15 protein-coding genes are annotated in these 18,694 nt (G+C 74.6%); 7 read left to right on the top strand and 8 right to left on the bottom strand.

The genetic code is table 11. From position 1 onward, the window contains the following. Positions 1-68: 68 nt before the first annotated feature. The 6 genes from alc to OHS81_RS24490 all read right to left on the bottom strand — a co-directional run bounded on the left by alc (position 69) and on the right by OHS81_RS24490 (position 6,528). Complete coding sequence (alc, locus tag OHS81_RS24515) at positions 69-1,214, bottom strand: allantoicase (protein ID WP_328386823.1); 1,146 nt, start codon at positions 1,212-1,214, stop codon at positions 69-71. A gap of 91 nt (positions 1,215-1,305) precedes the next feature. Next, on the bottom strand, positions 1,306-2,292 hold the full coding sequence (locus OHS81_RS24510) for a LysR family transcriptional regulator (protein ID WP_328386822.1): 987 nt from the start codon (positions 2,290-2,292) through the stop codon (positions 1,306-1,308). A 108-nt stretch (positions 2,293-2,400) separates the two neighbouring features. After that, complete coding sequence (locus tag OHS81_RS24505) at positions 2,401-3,381, bottom strand: acyl-ACP desaturase (protein ID WP_328386821.1); 981 nt, start codon at positions 3,379-3,381, stop codon at positions 2,401-2,403. A 322-nt stretch (positions 3,382-3,703) separates the two neighbouring features. Next, on the bottom strand, positions 3,704-3,952 hold the full coding sequence (locus tag OHS81_RS24500) for a hypothetical protein (protein WP_328386820.1): 249 nt from the start codon (positions 3,950-3,952) through the stop codon (positions 3,704-3,706). 110 nt (positions 3,953-4,062) lie between these two features. After that, the gene (malQ, locus tag OHS81_RS24495; protein ID WP_328386819.1) at positions 4,063-6,252 is read right to left on the bottom strand and encodes a 4-alpha-glucanotransferase; all 2,190 of its coding nucleotides are present in this window, start codon (positions 6,250-6,252) and stop codon (positions 4,063-4,065) included. Between the two features lie 6 nt (positions 6,253-6,258). Further along, the gene (locus tag OHS81_RS24490) at positions 6,259-6,528 is read right to left on the bottom strand and encodes a hypothetical protein (protein ID WP_311623753.1); all 270 of its coding nucleotides are present in this window, start codon (positions 6,526-6,528) and stop codon (positions 6,259-6,261) included. Between the two features lie 470 nt (positions 6,529-6,998). Here OHS81_RS24490 and OHS81_RS24485 point away from each other — a divergent pair, with 470 nt between their 5' ends. Further along, positions 6,999-9,989: a beta-N-acetylglucosaminidase domain-containing protein gene (locus OHS81_RS24485; RefSeq protein ID WP_328386818.1), complete on the top strand. Its 2,991-nt coding sequence runs from the start codon at positions 6,999-7,001 to the stop codon at positions 9,987-9,989. 243 nt (positions 9,990-10,232) lie between these two features. Here OHS81_RS24485 and OHS81_RS24480 read toward each other — a convergent pair whose 3' ends face one another. Further along, positions 10,233-10,769, bottom strand: a complete 537-nt coding sequence (locus tag OHS81_RS24480) for an HNH endonuclease (RefSeq protein ID WP_006605595.1) — start codon at positions 10,767-10,769, stop codon at positions 10,233-10,235. 290 nt (positions 10,770-11,059) lie between these two features. Here OHS81_RS24480 and OHS81_RS24475 point away from each other — a divergent pair, with 290 nt between their 5' ends. The 5 genes from OHS81_RS24475 to OHS81_RS24455 all read left to right on the top strand — a co-directional run bounded on the left by OHS81_RS24475 (position 11,060) and on the right by OHS81_RS24455 (position 16,340). Then, positions 11,060-12,148: a mechanosensitive ion channel family protein gene (locus tag OHS81_RS24475; protein WP_328386817.1), complete on the top strand. Its 1,089-nt coding sequence runs from the start codon at positions 11,060-11,062 to the stop codon at positions 12,146-12,148. A 510-nt stretch (positions 12,149-12,658) separates the two neighbouring features. Continuing rightward, entirely contained in the window at positions 12,659-13,807 is a 1,149-nt protein-coding gene (locus OHS81_RS24470) for an ROK family transcriptional regulator (protein ID WP_328386816.1), read from the top strand. Between the two features lie 21 nt (positions 13,808-13,828). Further along, positions 13,829-13,978: a hypothetical protein gene (locus OHS81_RS24465; protein ID WP_328386815.1), complete on the top strand. Its 150-nt coding sequence runs from the start codon at positions 13,829-13,831 to the stop codon at positions 13,976-13,978. Between the two features lie 53 nt (positions 13,979-14,031). Continuing rightward, positions 14,032-15,315: a 6-phospho-beta-glucosidase gene (locus OHS81_RS24460; protein WP_443058866.1), complete on the top strand. Its 1,284-nt coding sequence runs from the start codon at positions 14,032-14,034 to the stop codon at positions 15,313-15,315. After that, complete coding sequence (locus OHS81_RS24455) at positions 15,306-16,340, top strand: N-acetylglucosamine kinase (RefSeq protein ID WP_328386813.1); 1,035 nt, start codon at positions 15,306-15,308, stop codon at positions 16,338-16,340. The genes OHS81_RS24460 and OHS81_RS24455 overlap by 10 nt, the downstream gene beginning before the upstream one ends. Here OHS81_RS24455 and OHS81_RS24450 read toward each other — a convergent pair. Further along, on the bottom strand, positions 16,304-16,996 hold the full coding sequence (locus tag OHS81_RS24450; protein WP_328386812.1) for a FadR/GntR family transcriptional regulator: 693 nt from the start codon (positions 16,994-16,996) through the stop codon (positions 16,304-16,306). The two genes, OHS81_RS24455 and OHS81_RS24450, sit on opposite strands and share 37 nt — an antisense overlap. A 283-nt stretch (positions 16,997-17,279) precedes the next feature. On the opposite strand from OHS81_RS24450, the gene OHS81_RS24445 reads away from it, so the two are divergent. After that, positions 17,280-18,683, top strand: a complete 1,404-nt coding sequence (locus OHS81_RS24445; protein WP_443058757.1) for a hypothetical protein — start codon at positions 17,280-17,282, stop codon at positions 18,681-18,683. Positions 18,684-18,694 lie beyond the last annotated feature (11 nt).

Here is an 18,694-nt window from a genome sequence, read left to right as displayed (position 1 = left end):
CACGGCGGGTACAGCGCCCGCCGGGCCCCGCCCCCTCCCGCGGGGCCCGGGTGTACGCGGGGTGCGGCTCAGCCGCCCAGGGCGTCGAAGCGGCTGCCGAGGGCGGCGCGGCCGCCCTCGGTGAGGCCGCCGTGCAGGCGCAGCCGTGCCAGACCGCCGTCGGGGAAGACGTCCAGCCGTACGTGGGTGGCCGTCACGGCCCGCGGCAGCCGGAAGCGGTGCGGGGTGTCGGGCTGGAGCCTGGTCTTCGGCAGGATCTCGAACCAGGAGGCCTCGTCGGCCGGGTCGCCGTCGCACCCGGACAGGGCGGCCCAGCCGGCCGAGTTGCCCTTGAGGTAGGCGGTGTCGATCTCCACCGCACGGATCTCGCCCTGTGCGGCGAGCCGGAAGCGGACCCAGTCGTTCGTGCCCTTGACCCGGCGGCGGCGGTTCTCCCAGCCGTCGTCCATCTTGCGGGACAGATCGGGCCGGATGATCTGGGCGGGCGAGGAGTAGAAGCGGTCGGACGCGTCCTCGACGGTGCCGCCGTGCAGCACCGAGGCCAGGTCGAGGGTGCCGAGCACATCGAGCCATTCCGGGTCCGGCACGACCTCGCCGTGGACCCGCAGGCGCGCTATCCCGCCGTCGGGGTGCTGCTTGAGGCGGAGGTGGGTGAAGCGGCGCTCCACGGTGACCTCGAAGCCGTTGGCGGCGTGGCCGCGGACGGGGGTGCGCGGGACCAGCTCCTCCCACTTCACCCCGCCGGCGAGCAGTTCCCCGGGGCCGGGGCTGCCGGGGAGCGCGGTGGCCTCGACGCTGACCTGCTGCGGGTAGTTGCCGCGGAAGTGGGCGGTGTCGACGACGATGCCGCGGATCACACCGGGGGCGGCGAGGCGGATCAGCGCCCAGTCGTGCGCGTCGTCGGCCGGGAAGGGGTGGTCGCCGTCGGTGCCGCGGCGGCGGCGGGTCTCCCAGCCGTCCATGATCTTGCCCTTGTGGCCGAAGTGCTCGGGGTCGAAGACCGCCGGGGTGGGCTTCAGCAGGTTCTCGCGCTCGGCGAAGAACTCGTCGTTCGCGGCGATCACCCCGGCGCCGAGGCGGCGGTCGGCGAGGTCGACGAGGGAGGTGAAGGGGAAGTCCCCGCCGCGGTAGTCGGCGTAGGGGTCTCCGCCACCGTACGGGTTCGCGTCGTTGGCGTGCGGATCAGTGGGGTCGGCGGCCGGGTGGGCGGTCATCGCTGCCTTTCGACGGGGTGAGAGGTGCGGACCACTCCACGGTCGCAGCGCGCCACCGCTCAGGTCCATCGAAAGTTTTTGAGGAATACGTTCAGCTGAACTGAATGGTCGGGTCCTCCGGCGTCTGGCCGGCGGCCGCCTGCCGGAGCGCGGCCAGCACCCGGGCGAGGCCCGGCGCCCCCTCGGAGCCGCGGCGGGCGGCGGCGATCACATGGCGGCGCGGCTGGTCGGCGTGCAGGACCCGCACCGCCACTCCCCCGCCACCGCGTCCGCCCCGCATGCCGGGATCCTCCGCCCCGCGCCCGGCGGCGCCCAGGCCGCCCGCCATGGCCATCCGGGGCACCAGCGCCACCCCCATCCCCGCCGCCACCATCGCCCAGATCGCGTTCCAGTCGGCGGCGGCGTGCGCCTGCTCGGGCACGAAGCCGGCGCTCTCGCAGGCGGTCGTGGTGATCTGCGACCAGGGCCCGCTGCTGCCGAAGATCCAGGGCTCGTCCGCCAGGTCGGCCAGCCGCAGCCCCGGTTCACCGGCCAGCGGATGGCCGGCCGGCAGCGCCACGTCCAGCGGGTCGGCGAGCAGCGAGACCCGGCTGAACCTGTGGTCGCGCGGGGTGGGGGCGTGCGCGGCCAGGGACAGCGCCAGATCGACGCTGCCCTCGGCCAGCAGCTCGTAGGCGGCCTCCGCCTCCGCCTCGCGTACGACCACCGACAGGCCCGGGTGGCTGCGGCGCAGCTCCTGGACGGCCGGGACCACCAGGGCGGGGATGGCGGTGGAGAACGCGCCGACCCGCACCTGGCCCGCCTCCCCCTGGAGGTAGCCGAGCAGGTCCGCGTCCGCGCGCTCCAGCTGGGCGAAGACCGCCTCGGCGTGCCGCAGCACCAGCTGCGCGGCGTCGGTCAGCCGGACCCGCCGGCCGTGCGCCTCCAGCAGCGTGACCCCGAGCGCCCTGGCCAGCCCGGTCAGCTGCTGGGAGACCGCCGAGGGCGTCATGTGCAGCGCCTCGGCGGTCGCGGTGACCGTGCCCAGCTCGTGGAGGGTGCGCAGGATACGCAGCTTCTTGAGGTCCCAGTCGGCCATGCGGGCAGCGTACGCACCGACCGCCCCGGTCACCGTGAGCGGACGGTGACCGGGGCGGTCGGTGGTGGCGTGCGGGCCGGTGGCCGTGGGCGTGCCGGGCCGCCCGGGTCAGCCGCGGCGGTTGGCCTCACGGCGGGCGAGGATGGCGGCCTGGCGCTCTTCGAACTTCCGCGCCTGGCCGTCCAGGCCGTCCATGAACAGGCCCAGCTCCTCCTGCGCGGCCAGCCCGGCCGGGCCCAGCCCGCCGATCTCCAGCACCTTCAGGTAGCGCAGCACCGGCTGCAGCACGTCGTCGTGGTGGATCCGCATGTTGTAGATCCCGCCGATGGCCATCCGGGCGGCCGACCGCTCGAAGCCGGGCATGCCGTGGCCGGGCATCCGGAAGCCGGTGACGACATCGCGCACCGCGCACATGGTCTGGTCGGGGGCCATCTCGAAGGCCGCGCCGAGGAGGTTGCGGTAGAAGACCATGTGCAGGTTCTCGTCGGTGGCGATCCGGGCCAGCATCCGGTCGCAGACCGGGTCGCCGGAGTGGTGGCCGGTGTTGCGGTGCGAGATCCGGGTGGCCAGCTCCTGGAAGGCGACGTACGCCACCGAGTGCAGCATGCTGTGCGCGTTGTCGGACTCGAAGCCCTCCGACATGTGGGCCATGCGGAACCGCTCCAGCTCGTCCGGGTCGACCGCCCGGCTGGTGAGCAGGTAGTCCCGCATCACGATGCCGTGCCGGCCCTCTTCGGCGGTCCAGCGGTGCACCCAGGTGCCCCAGGCGCCGTCGCGGCCGAAGAGGGTGGCGATCTCGTGGTGGTAGCTGGGGAGGTTGTCCTCGGTGAGGAGGTTGACCACGAGGGCGATCCGGCCGATGTCGCTGACCTTGGACTGCTCGGGCTCCCAGGCGTCACCGTCCAGCGGCCCGGGGAAGTTGCGCCCGTCGCTCCACGGTACGTACTCGTGGGGCATCCAGTCCTTGGCGATCTTCAGATGGCGGTTGAGTTCCTTCTCGACGACCTCTTCGAGCGCGTAGAGCAACTGGGCGTCGCTCCAGGCGGCCTGGCCGAGCTCTCCGTTATGGCGGGCGGGGGCGATGGTCACGGGGGAACTCCTGGGGACGATGACCTACGGGTCCGTAGGTTTGACCTACGGACCCGTAGGTTACGTCATCGTAGGTTAGGGCCGGTTAAACACCTCCCCCCGTTCAAACCGGCCGAAAAGCGCGCGATAGCCGCCCCGCAACCCCTTTTCCACCTGCGGAAATAGCCGGGTACGACAAAGGGCGCCCCGCGGTTCTGTCACCGCTGGGCGCCCGGTTCCGGCCCCTGTCCGGACCTGGTCCGGGCATGGTCCGGGCATGACGAAGGGCGCCCCGCGGTCCTGTGACCGCGGGGCGCCCTCAAGGCGTCACTGGTGCCCGGCGTCAGCCCTTGGGCTGGGCCTGCTTGCGGGACTTGTCGCCGGCGACGACCAGCCCGGCGATGATCAGGAAGAGCACGATGGGTGCAGCGACATAGAGGCCGAGCGTGGCGATCACGCTCAGGCCCGGACCCGGGTCGTCACCGTCGTCGCGGGTGAGCGCAAACGCGGGGGACGACATCAGCAGCATCAGCGCGGTGCCGGCGGTGATGGTTCCGGCGCGCAGGACATTCTTCTTGACCTTGTTGCTCACGAAGTCAACGTATCGGACGCCCCGGCGCCCCGCGCGCGCGGGGTGGCACAACCGGCGGCCGGGTGCGCGGGAGCGGGCTCCGGGGCGTGCGGCCCGGAGCGCGGGCGGGACTACCGCCGGACGCCGGACACGTCACGCATCAGCGCGTGCAGGCGGGGGGAGGCGGCCAGCTCCTCCAGGGTGCGCGGACGGCCGTCGGGGCCGGCGATCGGAAGGCGCCAGTTCGGGTACTCCTGCCATGTCCCGGGGAGGTTCTGCGGGCGGCGGTCCCCCACCGCGTCGGGCAGCCAGACGCCCACCATCCGCGCCGGGGTCCGCAGCAGAAAGCGGTGGACGGCCCGGACGGCCGCCTCCTCGTCGCCCGCCCCTTCGGGCAGCAGGCCGCGCCGCACCAACTCCCGCAGCCACTCGGTGCGTTCACAGCGGGCGCGGGAGCGCTCCCGCTCCGGCGGCCCGGCGAGCAGCCCGAGCCGTTCGCGCAGGGCGACGTCCTCACCGGTCAGCCGGGCCGCGGTGGGCGGCAGATCGTGGGTGGTGACGGTGGCCAGACAGGCGCTGCGCCACTCCTCGGGCGCCAGGATGCGGGCCAGGGGGGCGGGGTGCGGGGCGGGCTCCGCCGGGATGGGTTGCGCGGTGGGTTCCGAAGCAGGTTCCGAGGCGGGCTCCGCAGCGGGCTCCGGGCCGGCCTCCCCGTCCCGGCCGCCGGCCTCCCCACCCCCGTCGTAATCCCGCTCGAACCACAGCACCGACGTCCCCAGGACGCCCCGTTCGGCGAGCGCCGCACGGACCCCCGGCCCGACGGTGCCCAGGTCCTCGCCGATCACCGCGGCGCCGGCCCGGTGCGCCTCCAGGGCCAGCACCGAGAGCATCGCCTCACCGTCGTAGCGGACATAGGCGCCCTCCGTCGGCGGCCGGCCCTCGGGGACCCACCACAGCCGGAACAGCCCCATCACATGGTCGATGCGCAGCGCCCCGGCGTGCCGCAGCATGCCGCGCAGCAGCTCCCGGTAGGAGGCGAAGCCCGCGGCGGCCAGCGCGTCCGGGCGCCAGGGCGGCAGCCCCCAGTCCTGGCCGCGGGAGTTGAAGGCGTCCGGCGGCGCCCCGACGGACATCCCGGCGGCGAAGGAGTCCTGCTGCGCCCAGGTGTCGGCACCCGAGGGGTGGACGCCGACGGCGAGGTCGTGCACCAGCCCGATGCCCATCCCGGCCTCGCGCGCGCTCCGCTGCGCGGCGGCCAGTTGCTGGTCGGTGAGCCAGACGAGCCGGCTGTGGAAGTCGATCCGGTCGAGTAACCGCGGCCGCAGCCGGGCCGTGCCCGGGGAGCGCGGATCGTTCAGCCCGTCGGGCCAGCCGCGCCAGTGGGGGCCGTGCCGCTCGGCGATCGCGCACCAGGTGGCGTGGTCCTCCAGCGCCTCGCCCTGCTCGGCGAGGAAGTCGCAGTACGCGGCCCGCCGGCCCGGGGTGAGCGGGACCGCACACATCAGCTCCAGGGCCTCGCGCTTGAGCGCCCAGACCGCGTCCCGGTCGATCAGTGCGTCCCCGTCGAGCACCCCGTCGCGCAGCGCACGGGCCTGCGCGGCGAGCTCGTCGGCCCGTAAGCGGGCGGCACCGGTGAGCCGGGCGTACTCCGGGACGTCCTCGATCCGCAGATGGACCGGGTCGGGGAAGCGGCGCGAGGAGGGCCGGTAGGGCGACGGGTCGGTGGGCGGGCCGGGGACGGCCGCATGCAGCGGGTTGAGCTGGAGGAAGCCCGTGCCCAGGGCGCGCCCCGACCAGGCGGCGAGGTCGGCCAGGTCCCCCAGGTCGCCCATGCCCCAGGACTGCCGGGACAGGAGGGAGTAGAGCTGCACCAGGAAGCCGTGGCTGCGGCCGGGCGGTGCGGGCACCCGGTCGGGCGCCACGATCAGCCGGGCGTCGGCGGCGCGGCCGTCGGGGGCCCGGGCGTGCAGCACATGGATACCCAGGGGCAGCCGGGCGAGGGCCGCCGGACCGGACGCCGCCAGGCCCTGTGCGGCCGCCCCGCTCTCGGTCTCGACCCGCAGGACGGTGCCTTCGGGGAGATGCGCGAGGTCGGGCGGCCGGCCGGGGCGGGCGACGACGGTGCCAGGGAGCAGGGCGCGGGCCGCGCGGTCCTCGTACGCGGCCAGGGCGCTGCGGACGGCTTGCGGGGTCGAGGCATCGACCCCCAGTGCGGCGAGCACGGCGACGACGGTGTCGCCGGTGATCTGGACGCTCCGGCCCGGCGAGGGCTCGTAGGACGTGGCGATGCCGTGCAGCCGGGCGAGCCGCGCGCGGCCCATGGGTCCTCAGACCTCCATGGACTCCGTGCCGTGGCCGGCGGCCGTCGGCTCGCTGGTCAGCGGCAGCTCGGCGGAGATCGGGACCTCGCTGGTCAGCGGGGCGGCGTCGGCGAGCGGGGGCTCGCTGGTCAGGGGCGGCTCGACGAAGCTGAAGGAGCCGGAGCCGTCCAGGCCGGAATCGGGGTCGGACACCCCGTCGAAGATGTCGGACTCCATCGTCGCACCTCCCGGTTTGGAGGACAGAGCGTCGAGGAGCAGCTGAGCGGATGCGGCCACGAGGGCCTCCCGTTCATCGGTAATGGGACACGTGGGCCCTACCCACTCGACACGTTCGCAGACGTATCTGCTCACGAAACGTGACCCACGTCACATTATGCCTCACGCAGGCGATTTCACTGCACCGGGCCCCGGAGGGCGCACAGAACGCGGAGGAACCGGGCTCCGGAACGGAAGTTCTGCGGGCCGGCGAGCCCCCCGGATCCCGCCCGCGGCACCGGCCGGAACCCGTCCCCCGCCGCCCCTCCGGGACCCCCCGGCCACGCCTGGTTGACACCCGAACCGCCACAATGGTGGGCTCACGGCCGGAGGTCTGCCCGAACGGGCATCGGCGGGGATAAACGGGGCGCCGGTGCAGACCGGCGAGTGATGGACGGGGACGAGGAGCAGCCGTGCGAGGCCGGGGCGTATGGAGCGTCGGAAGTATCGGTAGGAGCGGCAGGGGGAACGGCGCGGGCGCCCGTGCGCGGGTGGCCGGAACCACCGCACTGGCCGCCGCGGTCATCGGAGGTCTGCTCGGCGGGGTGCCCAGCGCCCAGGCGGCGCCCGCGGACCCCGCCGTCGGCGCCCCCGACCGGCCGGACCGTCCGGCCGGTGCCGGGCACACACCCACCGTCTGGCCGCGCCCGCAGTCGATGCAGGAGCTGGGCGCCGCTGTGCCGCTCGGCCGCGAGGCGGTGCTGGTGGCCGCCCCGGACACCGACCCCCACGCCCTGGACGCGCTGCGCAGCCTGCTGCGGGACGCCGGGGTGCACACCGTCCGGCAGCAGGCGCCCGGCGACCGGCTGCCCGCGGCCGGGCCGGTGATCCGGGCCGGCGGCAAGCAGGCCGCGGACGCGCTGCGGGCGCTGCGGGCACCGGCCCGCGGGGATCTGCCGGCCGGCGGCTACCGCCTGGCCGTGGGCCAGGTCGCGGGCCGGGACACCGTCGCCCTGGACGGCGTCGGCTCCGACGGCCTCTTCCACGCCGCGCAGACCCTGCGGCAGCTGGTCACCCACGGAGCCGGCCGGAAACAGCTGGCCTCGGTGGCCGTACGCGACTGGCCCGGCACGGCGGTGCGCGGCACCACCGAGGGGTTCTTCGGGCAGCCCTGGAGCCAGGCCCAGCGGCTCGCCCAGCTGGACTTCATGGGCCGCACCAAGCAGAACCACTACCTGTACGCGCCGGGCGACGATCCGTACCGCCAGACCCGGTGGCGCGACCCCTACCCGGCGGAGCAGCGTGCCGGCTTCCGGGCGCTGGCCGAGCGGGCCCGGGCCAACCACGTCACGCTGGGCTGGGCCGTCGCCCCGGGCCAGGGGATGTGCCTGTCGTCCGAGGAGGACATGCGGGCGCTGCGGCGCAAGGTGGACGCCATGTGGGCGCTGGGCGTGCGCTCCTTCCAGCTGCAGTTCCAGGACGTCAGCTACAGCGAATGGCACTGCGACGCCGACGCGGACGCCTTCGGCACCGGCCCCCGGGCCGCGGCGCAGGCACAGGCCAAGGTCGCCAATGCGCTCGCCGCGCATCTGGCGCAGCGGCACCCGCAGGCCGGGGCGCTCTCCCTGATGCCGACCGAGTACTACCAGGACGGCTCGACGGCGTACCGCCGGGCGCTGTCCGACGCGCTCGGCGACCGGGTCGAGGTGGCCTGGACCGGCGTGGGTGTGGTCCCGCGGACCATCACCGGCGGCGAGCTGTCCACCGCCCGCCAGGCGTTCGGCCACCCGCTGGTGACCATGGACAACTACCCGGTCAACGACTATGCCCAGGACCGGATCTTCCTCGGGCCCTACCGGGGCCGGGAGCCGGCCGTCGCCACCGGCTCCACGGCGCTGCTGGCCAACGCCATGCAGCAGCCGCTCGCCTCGCGCATCCCACTGTTCACGGCCGCCGACTACGCGTGGAATCCGCGTGACTACCACCCGGACCGGTCCTGGGACGCGGCCGTCGACGATCTGGCGGGCGGCGATCCACGGTCCCGTGCCGCGCTGCGTGCGCTGGCCGGCAACGCCTCCTCCTCGCTGCTGGAGCGGACCGAGTCCGGCTATCTGCAGCCCCTGATCGACCGCTTCTGGAAGGCCCGCGAGGCCGCGGTCAACCACGGCCGGCCGGGCCGGGACGTGGATCTCGCCAAGGCCGCCAAGGCGCTGCGGGCCGCGTTCGGCACCATGAGCACCGCGCCCCGGGACCTGCGCCCGGACCTGGCCGCCGAGGTCCGTCCGTGGGCCGAGCAGCTGGCCCGCTACGGCAAGGCCGGCGCCCAGGCCGTCGACACGCTCATGGCGCAGGCCCATGACGACGGCGACGCCGCATGGTCGGCCCAGCGCACGGCGCAGCAGCTGCGCAAGGAGTGCGCGCACAGCCCGGCGACGGTCGGCAAGGGGGTGTTGGCCCCGTTCCTGGAGCGGGCGATGACCGAGGCCGACGCCTGGACCGGCGCCCGCCGCACCACCCCCGAGCCCGACGACGGCGCCGGCGAACGCGACGGCCGGACGTCCCTGACCGTGCCCTTCGAGCGGATCCGCCCGCTCGCCGCGGTGACCGCGCTGACCGACCCGGGCCCGTCCGCGGCCGCCGTCTCCATGGAGGCGCATGTCCCCGGCGAGGGCTGGCGCCGCCTCGCCCGGCTCTCCGCCAGCGGCTGGACCGAGGCGAAAACGCCCCGGCTGCGTGCCGACGCGGTACGGCTGACCTGGGCGAAGAGTGCGCACGCCCCGTCCGTGCACACCTTCACGCCCTGGTTCGACGACACCCCGGCAGCCGGCCTCGAACTGTCCCGCAAGGAGTCGGACGCCCAGACCGGCGGCAGTGCGACGGTGGACGCCCTGATCTACTCCCGCCGCCCCGGCGACGTCCGCGGGAAGCTGGCGGTCAAGGCGCCCAGGGGCTTCACGGTGCACGCCCCCGAGGAGGTCACCGCACCGCGTGGCGGCACGGCCACGATCCGCATCACCGTCGGCATCCCCGAGAACGCCCCCTCGGGGACGTACGAGATCCCGGTGGAGTTCGGCGGCGCGCAGCGGACGCTGACGGTGCGCTCGTATCCGCGCACCGGCGGCAAGGACCTGGCGCGCGGCACCGTCGCCACCTCCTCCGGGGACGAGACGGCGGCTTTCCCGGCGTCTGCGGCCACCGACGGCAACCCCGGAACCCGCTGGTCCTCCGCCCCGGAGGACGGCGCCTGGCTGCAGTTCGCGCTGGCCCATCCGACCCGCCTCGGCCGGCTCGTCCTGAACTGGCAGGACGCCTACGCCGCCCGCTACCGCATCCAGGTCTCGCCGGACGGCCGCAGCTGGCGCACGGCGGCCACGGTCCGGGACGGCAAGGGCGGCCGCGAATCCGTCCGGATGGACGCCGAGAACGCCCGGTTCGTCCGCATCCAGGGCGACAAGCGGGCCACCCACTTCGGCTACTCGCTGTGGTCGGTGGAGGCGTATCGGGTGGCGGAGGCACGCCACCCGGGCAACGACAAGCGGTGAACGGCGCCCGGCGAGCGGTGCCCGGGGAACGGTGCGCCCGGTGACCGGGTGCGGTGCGGGCGGGTGCGCCGGCGGCCGTCGTGGACGCCGCGGGATCCTCGTCGCCGCGGCGGGCGGCCACGGGGCGGGAATCCGGCGGCGTCCGCCCCGGCCGGAGCGGGACGCACGACCTGTGCGAGCCGCACGAGAGGTGCGGGACGTGCGAGACGCACCACACCACCGTCAGGACGCAGAAACCCGGACCTAAGCCGATACGGCGTCGATCCGGGCCAGGGCGTCATCCGCGCCGTACGGCTGCAAATACGGCAGCCAGCGCGGGTCGCGATGGCCCGTGCCGATGATCCGCCACGCCAGTCCTGACGGCGGGGCGGGCTGATGCCGCAGCCGCCAGCCGATCTCGGCGACATGGCGGTCGGCCTTGACGTGGTTGCAGCGCCGGCACGCGGCGACGACGTTTTCCCAGGTGTGCTGACCTCCGCGGCTGCGCGGGATGACGTGGTCGACGCTGGTTGCGACGCCACCGCAGTACATACAGCGCCCGCCGTCACGGGCGAACAGCGCCCGGCGGGTCAGGGGAACGGGGCCTCGAAAGGGCACCCGCACAAACCGCTTCAAGCGGACCACGCTCGGAGCGGGTATGACATGGGTCGCACTGTGCATCAGGGCGCCGGATTCCTCGAGGCTGACAGCCTTCTCGTTGAGGACGAGGATGAGCGCGCGGCGGAGCGGTACGACGCCGAGCGGCTCGTACGACGCATTGAGGACCAGAACATGCGGCACGGGTGCCTCCTTGTACGCCGGCGGCGCGTGGCTCGCGCCGGGACGATCTCCCCACAGTGTCCCCCGGTGCCTGGTGAGAGCGCCACCATGACCGAGTAACGGGTCGGAGGTGTTTTCCACCACACACCGGCACGTCCGGCCGGATACGGCTCATTCCGGCCCTGCGCACAACTATCCGACTCGAACAAGGGCGCGGACCGCTCCTGTTGCCCCGTTAGTGTGGTTGGTCTGCCCGGTTCACGGTGTCCCACCGGGGCCCGGGTCTGCTGTCCCACACGGAAGGTTCGACTGTGTTCTGGTCCGCTTCGCCGGCCGCTGCCGCGCACCTGCGCGCCGCCACGCCCGGCTCATCCGGCCCGACGTCGCTCGACGACGCCACGGACAAGGCCACCAACGCCGCCGGCTGGGTGCAGGAGAACTGGGGGACGTGGCTCACGTCCGGCCTGCAGATCTTGCTGATCATCGTGATCGCGGTGGTGCTGCGGCATGTGATCCGCCGCACGATCACCAAGCTCATCGAGCGGATGAACCGCACCGTGGCCGCCGCCCAGGGCACCGCGCTGGGCGGTCTGCTCGTCAACGCCGAGAGACGCAGACAGCGCTCCGAGGCCATCGGCTCGGTGCTGCGCAGCGTCGCCTCCTTCGTGATCATGGGCACCGCCGCCCTGACCGTGCTCTCCGTCCTGAAGATCAACCTGGCGCCGCTGCTGGCCAGCGCCGGTGTGGCCGGTGTCGCCATCGGTTTCGGCGCCCGCAACCTCGTCACCGACTTCCTCTCCGGCGTCTTCATGATCCTTGAGGACCAGTACGGCGTCGGCGACGAGATCGACGCGGGGGTGGCCACCGGTACGGTCATCGAGGTCGGCCTGCGGGTCACCAAGCTGCGCGGCCCCAACGGCGCGATCTGGTACATCCGCAACGGCGAGGTCAAGCGGATCGGCAACCTCAGCCAGGGCTGGTCCACCGCCGCCGTCGATGTGGTGATCGCCGCCGACCAGGACCTGGAGCGCGCCCGCGAGACCATCACCGGCGCCGGCGAGGAGATGTCCAAGGCCGAGCCCTGGAACGAGCAGCTGTGGGAGCCGGTGGAGGTCCTCGGTCTGAGCGAGGTCCACCTGGACACCGTCACCATCAGCGTTTCGGCCAAGACGATGCCCGGCAAGGCCCCCGGCGTGGAGCGCGAACTGCGCTGGCGCATCAAGCGCGCCCTGGACGCCGCCGGCGTCCACCTGGCCCCGCGCCCGGCCCCCGAGGACGAGAACGAGGAGGCCGCCGACCCCTCGGCCGGCATGGCCGCCCCCTCGGCCCTCAACAACCCGACGTCCCCGCAGTCCCTGGCGACGAGCCCGATCGCTTCGCCGTCGAAGATGGGGAAGTGAAGCAGGGGAAGCCGGGGGAAACAGAGGCAAGTGAACCGGCCGTCCGGACCTGACGGCCCTGACTGCCGGCAGAAGGGGCGTACCGCGCGGGTGCGCCCCTTCTGCGTGGCGCCGATCCTGCGCCCGGCCTTGAGGCACCGGATCCACGGCTGCGCCGCTCAGACAGGCCGCAGAAAGCACGGCAGCACAGACCCGCGGCCCGGTATCCGGGAGCACAGGACCCGCAGCCCGGTATCCGGGAGCAGAGGGCGGGCAGAGGGCACGGCGGGCGGCGCACCCGCCCCGTCCGCACCGTTGACGCCGCCACGGCCCGCCGCTTAGCTTCCTGCGGGAACGATGGGAAGGTTTCTTAACAGATACTCGGCCGTCGGCGCTCCGGCCGCCGGGAAAACGGGGAGGGGCGGTGTCATGGCCGGTGGGCACAGCGCGCAGGGGATGCCGGGCACGCAGGGGATGCCGGGCACGCCCGGGAGGCGGGGCACGCCGGGGACGCCGCGGGTGTTGCGGGCCATGAACGACCGGGCCGCGCTCGATCTGCTGGTGTCGCAGGGCCCGTTGACCCGTACGCGGATCGGGGAGCTGACCGGGCTGTCGAAACCCACCGCCTCGCAGTTGCTGGCGCGGCTGGAGGCCGCGGGGCTGGTACGGACGACCGGGAATGTGACCGGGCGGCCGGGGCCCAGTGCGCAGCTGTACGAGATCGACCCGGTGGCGGCGCATGTTGCCGCGCTGGCCGTCGATCCGCTGGGGATCACCGCCACGGTCGCCGACATCACCGGGCAGGTGCTCGGGGAGGAACGGGTCGGCACCGACGCCGTTGCCGAGGAGGCGCCGCACCGGACCGCGCAGCTGGTCGCGCGGGCCGTCGACGGGGCACTGGCCAGGGCCGGGCGGGAACGCGGGCAGCTGCACGGGGCGGTGATCGGCACACCCGGTGCGCTGGACCCGGGGACCGGGCGGCTGCGCTATGCGCCGCATCTGCCGGGGTGGCACGCGCGGGCGCTGAAGGAAGAGCTGGCCGGGGTGCTGGGCACGCCGGTCACCCTTGAGAACGATGTGAACCTGGCGGCGGTCGCCGAGCAGTACGACGGGGCCGCACAGGACGTCGACGACTTCGTGCTGGTGTGGGCGGACAAGGGGGTCGGCGCCGCCCTCGTGCTGGGCGGCCGGCTGCTGCGCGGGGCCACCGGCGGCGCGGGCGAGATCGGCTACCTGCCGCTGCCCGGCGCCCCGTTGTCCCGGGGCGGTGAGCACGGCGGTGACCACGGCGCCGCGCAGGCGGGCGCCGGCGGCGGCTTCCAGCGGCTGGTCGGCTCGCCGAGCGTGCTCGCACTGGCCCGGGAGTACGGGGCCCCGGACGTCCGTACCGTCGAAGGGGCGATGGCGCACGACGGGGTCCGCGCCGAGATCGCGCGGCGGCTGGCGACCGGGATCGCGGCCGTGGTCGCGGTCGTCGACCCGCGGCTGGTGGTGCTCTCCGGCGAGGTCGCCCGGGCCGGCGGGGAGGCGCTGCGCGCCCTGGTCGAGGAGGAGTTCACCGGGCTCCCGCTGCCCCGCCCCGCCTTGCGCCTGAGCCGTGTCGACGGCCCGGCGATTCTCATCGGCGCACTGCGGACGGCGCTCGCGGCGGCACGCGATGCGGTGTTCCACACCGGCTGAGTGCCGGGCTCCGGCCCGCGGATGCACGCCGCGCAGGGCGTCCCCGTCCTGTTCTCCGCTTGCTTCCTGTTCTTCGCTTGCTTCCTGTTCTTCGCACGTTTCCTGTTCTTCGCACGCTTCGCACAGAAGGCCTTCGTCGAAGGCGTCACGCTCACCGGAGTGAAGGGCTGATCCGTATGCCGTCTCCCCAGGGACGCACCCCGCGCCGCACCGAGCACCCCCGCATCAAGCTCGCCGTGGTCGGCGGCGGCTCCACCTACACCCCCGAACTCATCGACGGTTTCGCGCGCCTGCGCGAGGTGCTGCCGCTGGAGGAACTGGTCCTCATCGACCCGGCCGCGGACCGGCTGGAGCTGGTGGGCGGCCTGGCCCGGCGGATCTTCGCCAGGCAGGGCCACCCGGGCCGGATCTCCTGGACCACCGACCTGGACGCCGGTGCCGACGGCGCGGACGCGGTGCTGCTGCAACTGCGGGTGGGCGGCCAGGCCGCCCGCCACCAGGACGAGACCTGGCCGCTGGAGTGCGGCTGCGTCGGCCAGGAGACCACCGGCGCCGGCGGCCTCGCCAAGGCGCTGCGCACGGTCCCCGTCGTCCTGGACCTCGCCGAGCGGGTGCGCCGCCGCAACCCCGGGGCCTGGATCGTCGACTTCACCAACCCCGTCGGCATCGTCACCCGGGCGCTGCTCGCCCACGGCCACCGGGCCGTCGGCCTGTGCAACGTCGCCATCGGCTTCCAGCGCAGATTCGCCGCGCTGCTGGGCGTCTCCCCCGACGAGGTCGAGCTGGAGCACATCGGCCTCAACCACCTCACCTGGGAGCGGGCGGTACGCGTCGGGGGCGAGGACGTGCTCCCCCGGCTGCTGGCGGACCACGGCGGCACCCTCGCCGAGCAGCTGCGCCTGCCCCGCCCGCTCCTCGACCGCCTCGGCGTCGTCCCCTCCTACTATCTGCGCTACTACTACCAGCACGACGCGGTCGTACGGGAGTTGCGCAGCAAACCCTCCCGCGCGGCGGAGGTCGCCGCCATCGAGCAGCAGCTCCTGGACATGTACGGCGATCCGGCGCTCGACGAGAAACCCGAGCTGCTGTCCCGGCGCGGCGGGGCCTTCTACTCGGAGGCCGCGGTGGCGCTCACCTCCGCCCTCCTGCGGGACACCGGGGACACCCAGGTCGTCAACACCCTCAACCGCGGCACCCTGCCGTTCCTGCCCGACGACGCGGTGATCGAGGTGCCCGCGACCGTGGACGCGACGGGCGCCACGCCCCTTCCCGTGCGCCCCCTGGAACCGCTGTACGCCGGGCTGGTCGCACACGTCACCGCCTACGAACACCTCGCCCTTCAGGCCGCGCTGTGGGGCAGGGACGGCCGGCGGGCCGACCGGGCCGGCGGGCGCGATGCCGTCTTCTCCGCCCTCCTCGCCCACCCCCTCATCGGCCAGACCGACGCCGCGGACCGGCTCACCGACCAGCTGCTCGCGCACAACCGGGAGCACCTCACGTGGGCCTGAGGGGCACGGCGCTCGCCGTCGACGCGGGCAACAGCAAGACCGACGTGGCACTGGTGGCCGCGGACGGCAGGCTCCTGGGCACGGCACGCGGCGGTGGCTTCCAGCCGCCGGTGGTGGGCGCCGGCCGGGCGGTCGACGTCCTGGCGCCGCTGGTGCGCTCGGTCCTGGCCGGGGCCGGGCACCCGGGCCCCGTCGACCACCTCTCGGCCTTCCTCGCCAACGCCGATCTCCCCGTGGAGGAGGCCGCGCTCACCGCCGAGATCGCGGGCCGGGGATGGGCGCGCACGGTGAGCGTCCGCAACGACACCTTCGCGCTGCTGCGGGCCGGGCTGCCGGACGACGGGGAGCGGGTGGGCGTCGCCGTGGTGTGCGGGGCGGGCATCAACTGCGCGGGGGTCGGCCGGGACGGTGCCACCGCGCGCTTCCCGGCCCTCGGCCGGCTCTCCGGCGACTGGGGCGGCGGGGCGTTCCTCGCCGAGGAGGCCATGTGGTGCGCGGCCCGGGCCGAGGACGGCCGCGGCGCCCCGACCCGGCTGGCCGACGTCCTGCCCGCGCACTTCGGCCTGCGCGGCATGCCGGACTTGATCGAGGCTTTCCATCTGCGGGCCCTCCCCGGCCACCGCCGCCATGAACTGGTGCCGCTGCTCTTCTCCGCGGCGGGGGCCGGTGACCCGGTCGCCCGCGCCCTCGTGGCCCGCCAGGCGGAGGAGATCGTGCTCCTGGCCACCGTCGCCCTGAAGCGTCTCGGTCTCCTCGGGGAAGCGGTCCCCGTGGTGCTGGGCGGCGGCGTCCTGGCCGCCCGTCACCCGCTCCTCCACGACCGGGTCACCCGGCTCCTCGCGGAGCGTGCTCCCGGGGCGGTGCCCCATGTGGTGACCGCCCCGCCGGTGGTGGGGGCGGCCCTGGACACGCTGGACCGGGCGGGCGCGGGGGCGGGCGCCCACGGACGGCTGAGGGCGGCTTGGGAGGCGGAGGCGCCGCCCGTCCCTCAGTCCCCCACCGGAAGCGCCAGGTCCCGTACGTGACCGGCGAGGAGCAGGACCGCGGCGTCCACGGCGGCCCGGGGGTCCCGGTCGCGGATGGCGTCGGCGAGGCGGGAGTGCGGGTCGTCGGGAGCCGCGGTGGCGGTGTCCAGGCAGGCGGCGCGGCGCAGTTCCTCGCGCAGGGCGGCGCTCAGGGAGCGGTAGATGTCGGCGAGGACGGGGTTGTCGCTCGCCTCGGCGACCAGGACGTGGAACTCGGCGTCGGCGGCGGTGAAGGCCTCGCCGTCCTGCGCGGCCAGGGCGGCCCTGCGACGGGCCAGCGCGGCTTCGATGCCGGCGAGCTGGCGGTCCGTACGGTGCTTGGCCGCCTGGCGGGCGGCGACCACGTCGAGGCCCTGGCGGACCTGGGTGACATGGCTGAGCTCGGCGCGTTCGAGGCGGCGGCGGAGGGCGAGGGCGCTGTCGTCATCGGAGAGCACGAAGGTGCCGTCGCCCTGCCGGGGCTCCAGGAGGCCGGCGTGCACCAGGGACCGTACGGCTTCGCGGACCGAGGCGCGGCTGACCCCGAGGGTTTCGGACAGAGCGCTCTCGGGCGGGATGCGGCTGCCCACCGGCCAGGTGCCGCTCACGATCTGGGCGCGGATCTCGTCGGTCGCGGTCTCCACCAGCGACACCCTGCCCTTGCGGACCGACTGCACGGGATCACTCCCCCTTCGGCGCGGTGTCCGGGCCCCGGCATCACCTGATGTCTGACGATTCCCCGCCCACTGTAGTGCCGGTCCCCGCGGCGCGGCGGGCCCCGCCGGAGCACGGCCCGAACACCCCCCTCGGACAAGATCTCCGAACAAGATCGGGGCAATCGCGGTGTGTGTGTCAGTGGCTGCGGACATACTGCTGCCCATGCACCGGTTCTTCTCGTGAGCGCTCCCGGGCGCCGTGCGCGGGGGCCGGTCCCGACGTCAGCGACCGGGGGGAGGTTCCGTGTCGAGCACCAGCGTGCCGGCCACCAGTGGGTCGGCCGGCGGCGCGTCACCGCCCGCCGCCGGGCGCCGGACGGCCTGGGCCGAGGGGCTGGACGAACTGCGTGCCGCGGCGACGACGGAGCCGGGCCGGCTGCGGGTGATCGGTGCCGTACTGGCCCTGCTGGTGGTGCTGTTCGGCGCGGTCACGGCCTGGCAGGTCGCGGACCGGGCGGCGGCCGCGGACGACGTGGTGGAGCGCAGCCAGCCGCTGACCGCGGACGCGGCGAGCATCTACCGCTCGCTGGCGGATGCCGATACGACGGCAGCGGCCGGTTTTCTGGCCGGTGCCAAGGAGAGCCGGGCGACCCGCGACCGGTATGCCGCCGACATCTCCACCGCGTCCGCGCTGCTGGTCAAGGCGGCCGCCCACAGCAGCGGTCCGGCCGGCGCCGGCGCGCAGATCGCCAAGCTCAACAGCGGGCTGCCGCGCTATACGGGGCTGGTGGAGACGGCGCGGGCGAACAACCGGCAGGGGCTGCCGCTGGGCGGCGCCTATCTGCGGTACGCCAATGAGCAGATGCGCACCGAACTCCTCCCGGCCGCACGGGCGTTGTACGACGCGGAGACGGACCGGCTGGCGGCGGACTACCGCGCGGCCGGGGCGCGGCCGTGGTACGCGGTGGCGGCGGGGCTGGTGGCCCTCGGTGCGCTGGGGTGGGCGCAGCGGCGGCACTACCGGCGCACCAACCGGGTGTTCAACAGGGGCCTGCTGGCGGCGACGGCGGCGTCCGTGGTGGTGCTGGGGTGGCTGGTGGCGGCGCATACCGTGGCACGTACGGGGCTGACCGGTTCGTACGAGCACGGCGCCCGGTCGCTGCGGGTGCTCAACGAGGCGCGGATCGACGCGCTGCAGGCGCGCGGGGACGAGAATCTGACGCTGGTGGCACGCGGTGCGGTGCTGACGCACGGCCAGGAGGATTTCTACGAGGCCGGGTTCCGTTCCCGGATGGCGGATCTGGCGGGCGGGGGCGGGCCGGGGGCCGCCTCGGCGAGGAGCAGGCTGGGGGCGGCGCTGGCACTGGCCGACGACGAGGCGGGGCGGCGTCCGGTGCACGCGGCGCTGACCGGCGTGCGGCAGTGGCAGGCGCGGCACGGCGAGGCACGGACGGCGGACGAGAAGGGCGATTACCCGCAGGCGCTGGCCAAGGTGATCGGCACGGACGGTTCCACCGGCCAGTCCTTCGACCGGGTGGCCGCCGGGCTGCAGCAGGCGCTGGTGCACGAGCAGGCGGAGTTCCGGTCGGCGGCGGACGCCGGGCGCAGGGCGCTGGACGGGCTTGTGGTGGGAGCCGGGGTGCTGGCGGCGTCGGCGGCGGTGGGCGCGGTGCTGGGGATCGGCCGCAGGCTGGCGGAGTACCGGTGAGGAGGCCTGGT

The sequence above is a fragment of the Streptomyces sp. NBC_00400 genome (assembly GCF_036048035.1).
In the GTDB taxonomy this organism is placed as follows: domain Bacteria; phylum Actinomycetota; class Actinomycetes; order Streptomycetales; family Streptomycetaceae; genus Streptomyces.
The sequence above is the reverse complement of the archived record's forward strand: the minus strand, read 5'-3'. Positions and strand labels throughout refer to the sequence as shown.

Bases quoted from the DNA above. Each gene is read 5' to 3' on its own strand.
- alc (WP_328386823.1), bottom strand. From the start codon at position 1,214: ATGACCGCCCACCCGGCCGCCGACCCCACTGATCCGCACGCCAACGAC.
- OHS81_RS24510 (WP_328386822.1), bottom strand. From the start codon at position 2,292: ATGGCCGACTGGGACCTCAAGAAGCTGCGTATCCTGCGCACCCTCCAC.
- malQ (WP_328386819.1), bottom strand. From the start codon at position 6,252: ATGGGCCGCGCGCGGCTCGCCCGGCTGCACGGCATCGCCACGTCCTAC.
- OHS81_RS24470 (WP_328386816.1), top strand. From the start codon at position 12,659: ATGAACGACCGGGCCGCGCTCGATCTGCTGGTGTCGCAGGGCCCGTTG.
- OHS81_RS24465 (WP_328386815.1), top strand. From the start codon at position 13,829: ATGCACGCCGCGCAGGGCGTCCCCGTCCTGTTCTCCGCTTGCTTCCTG.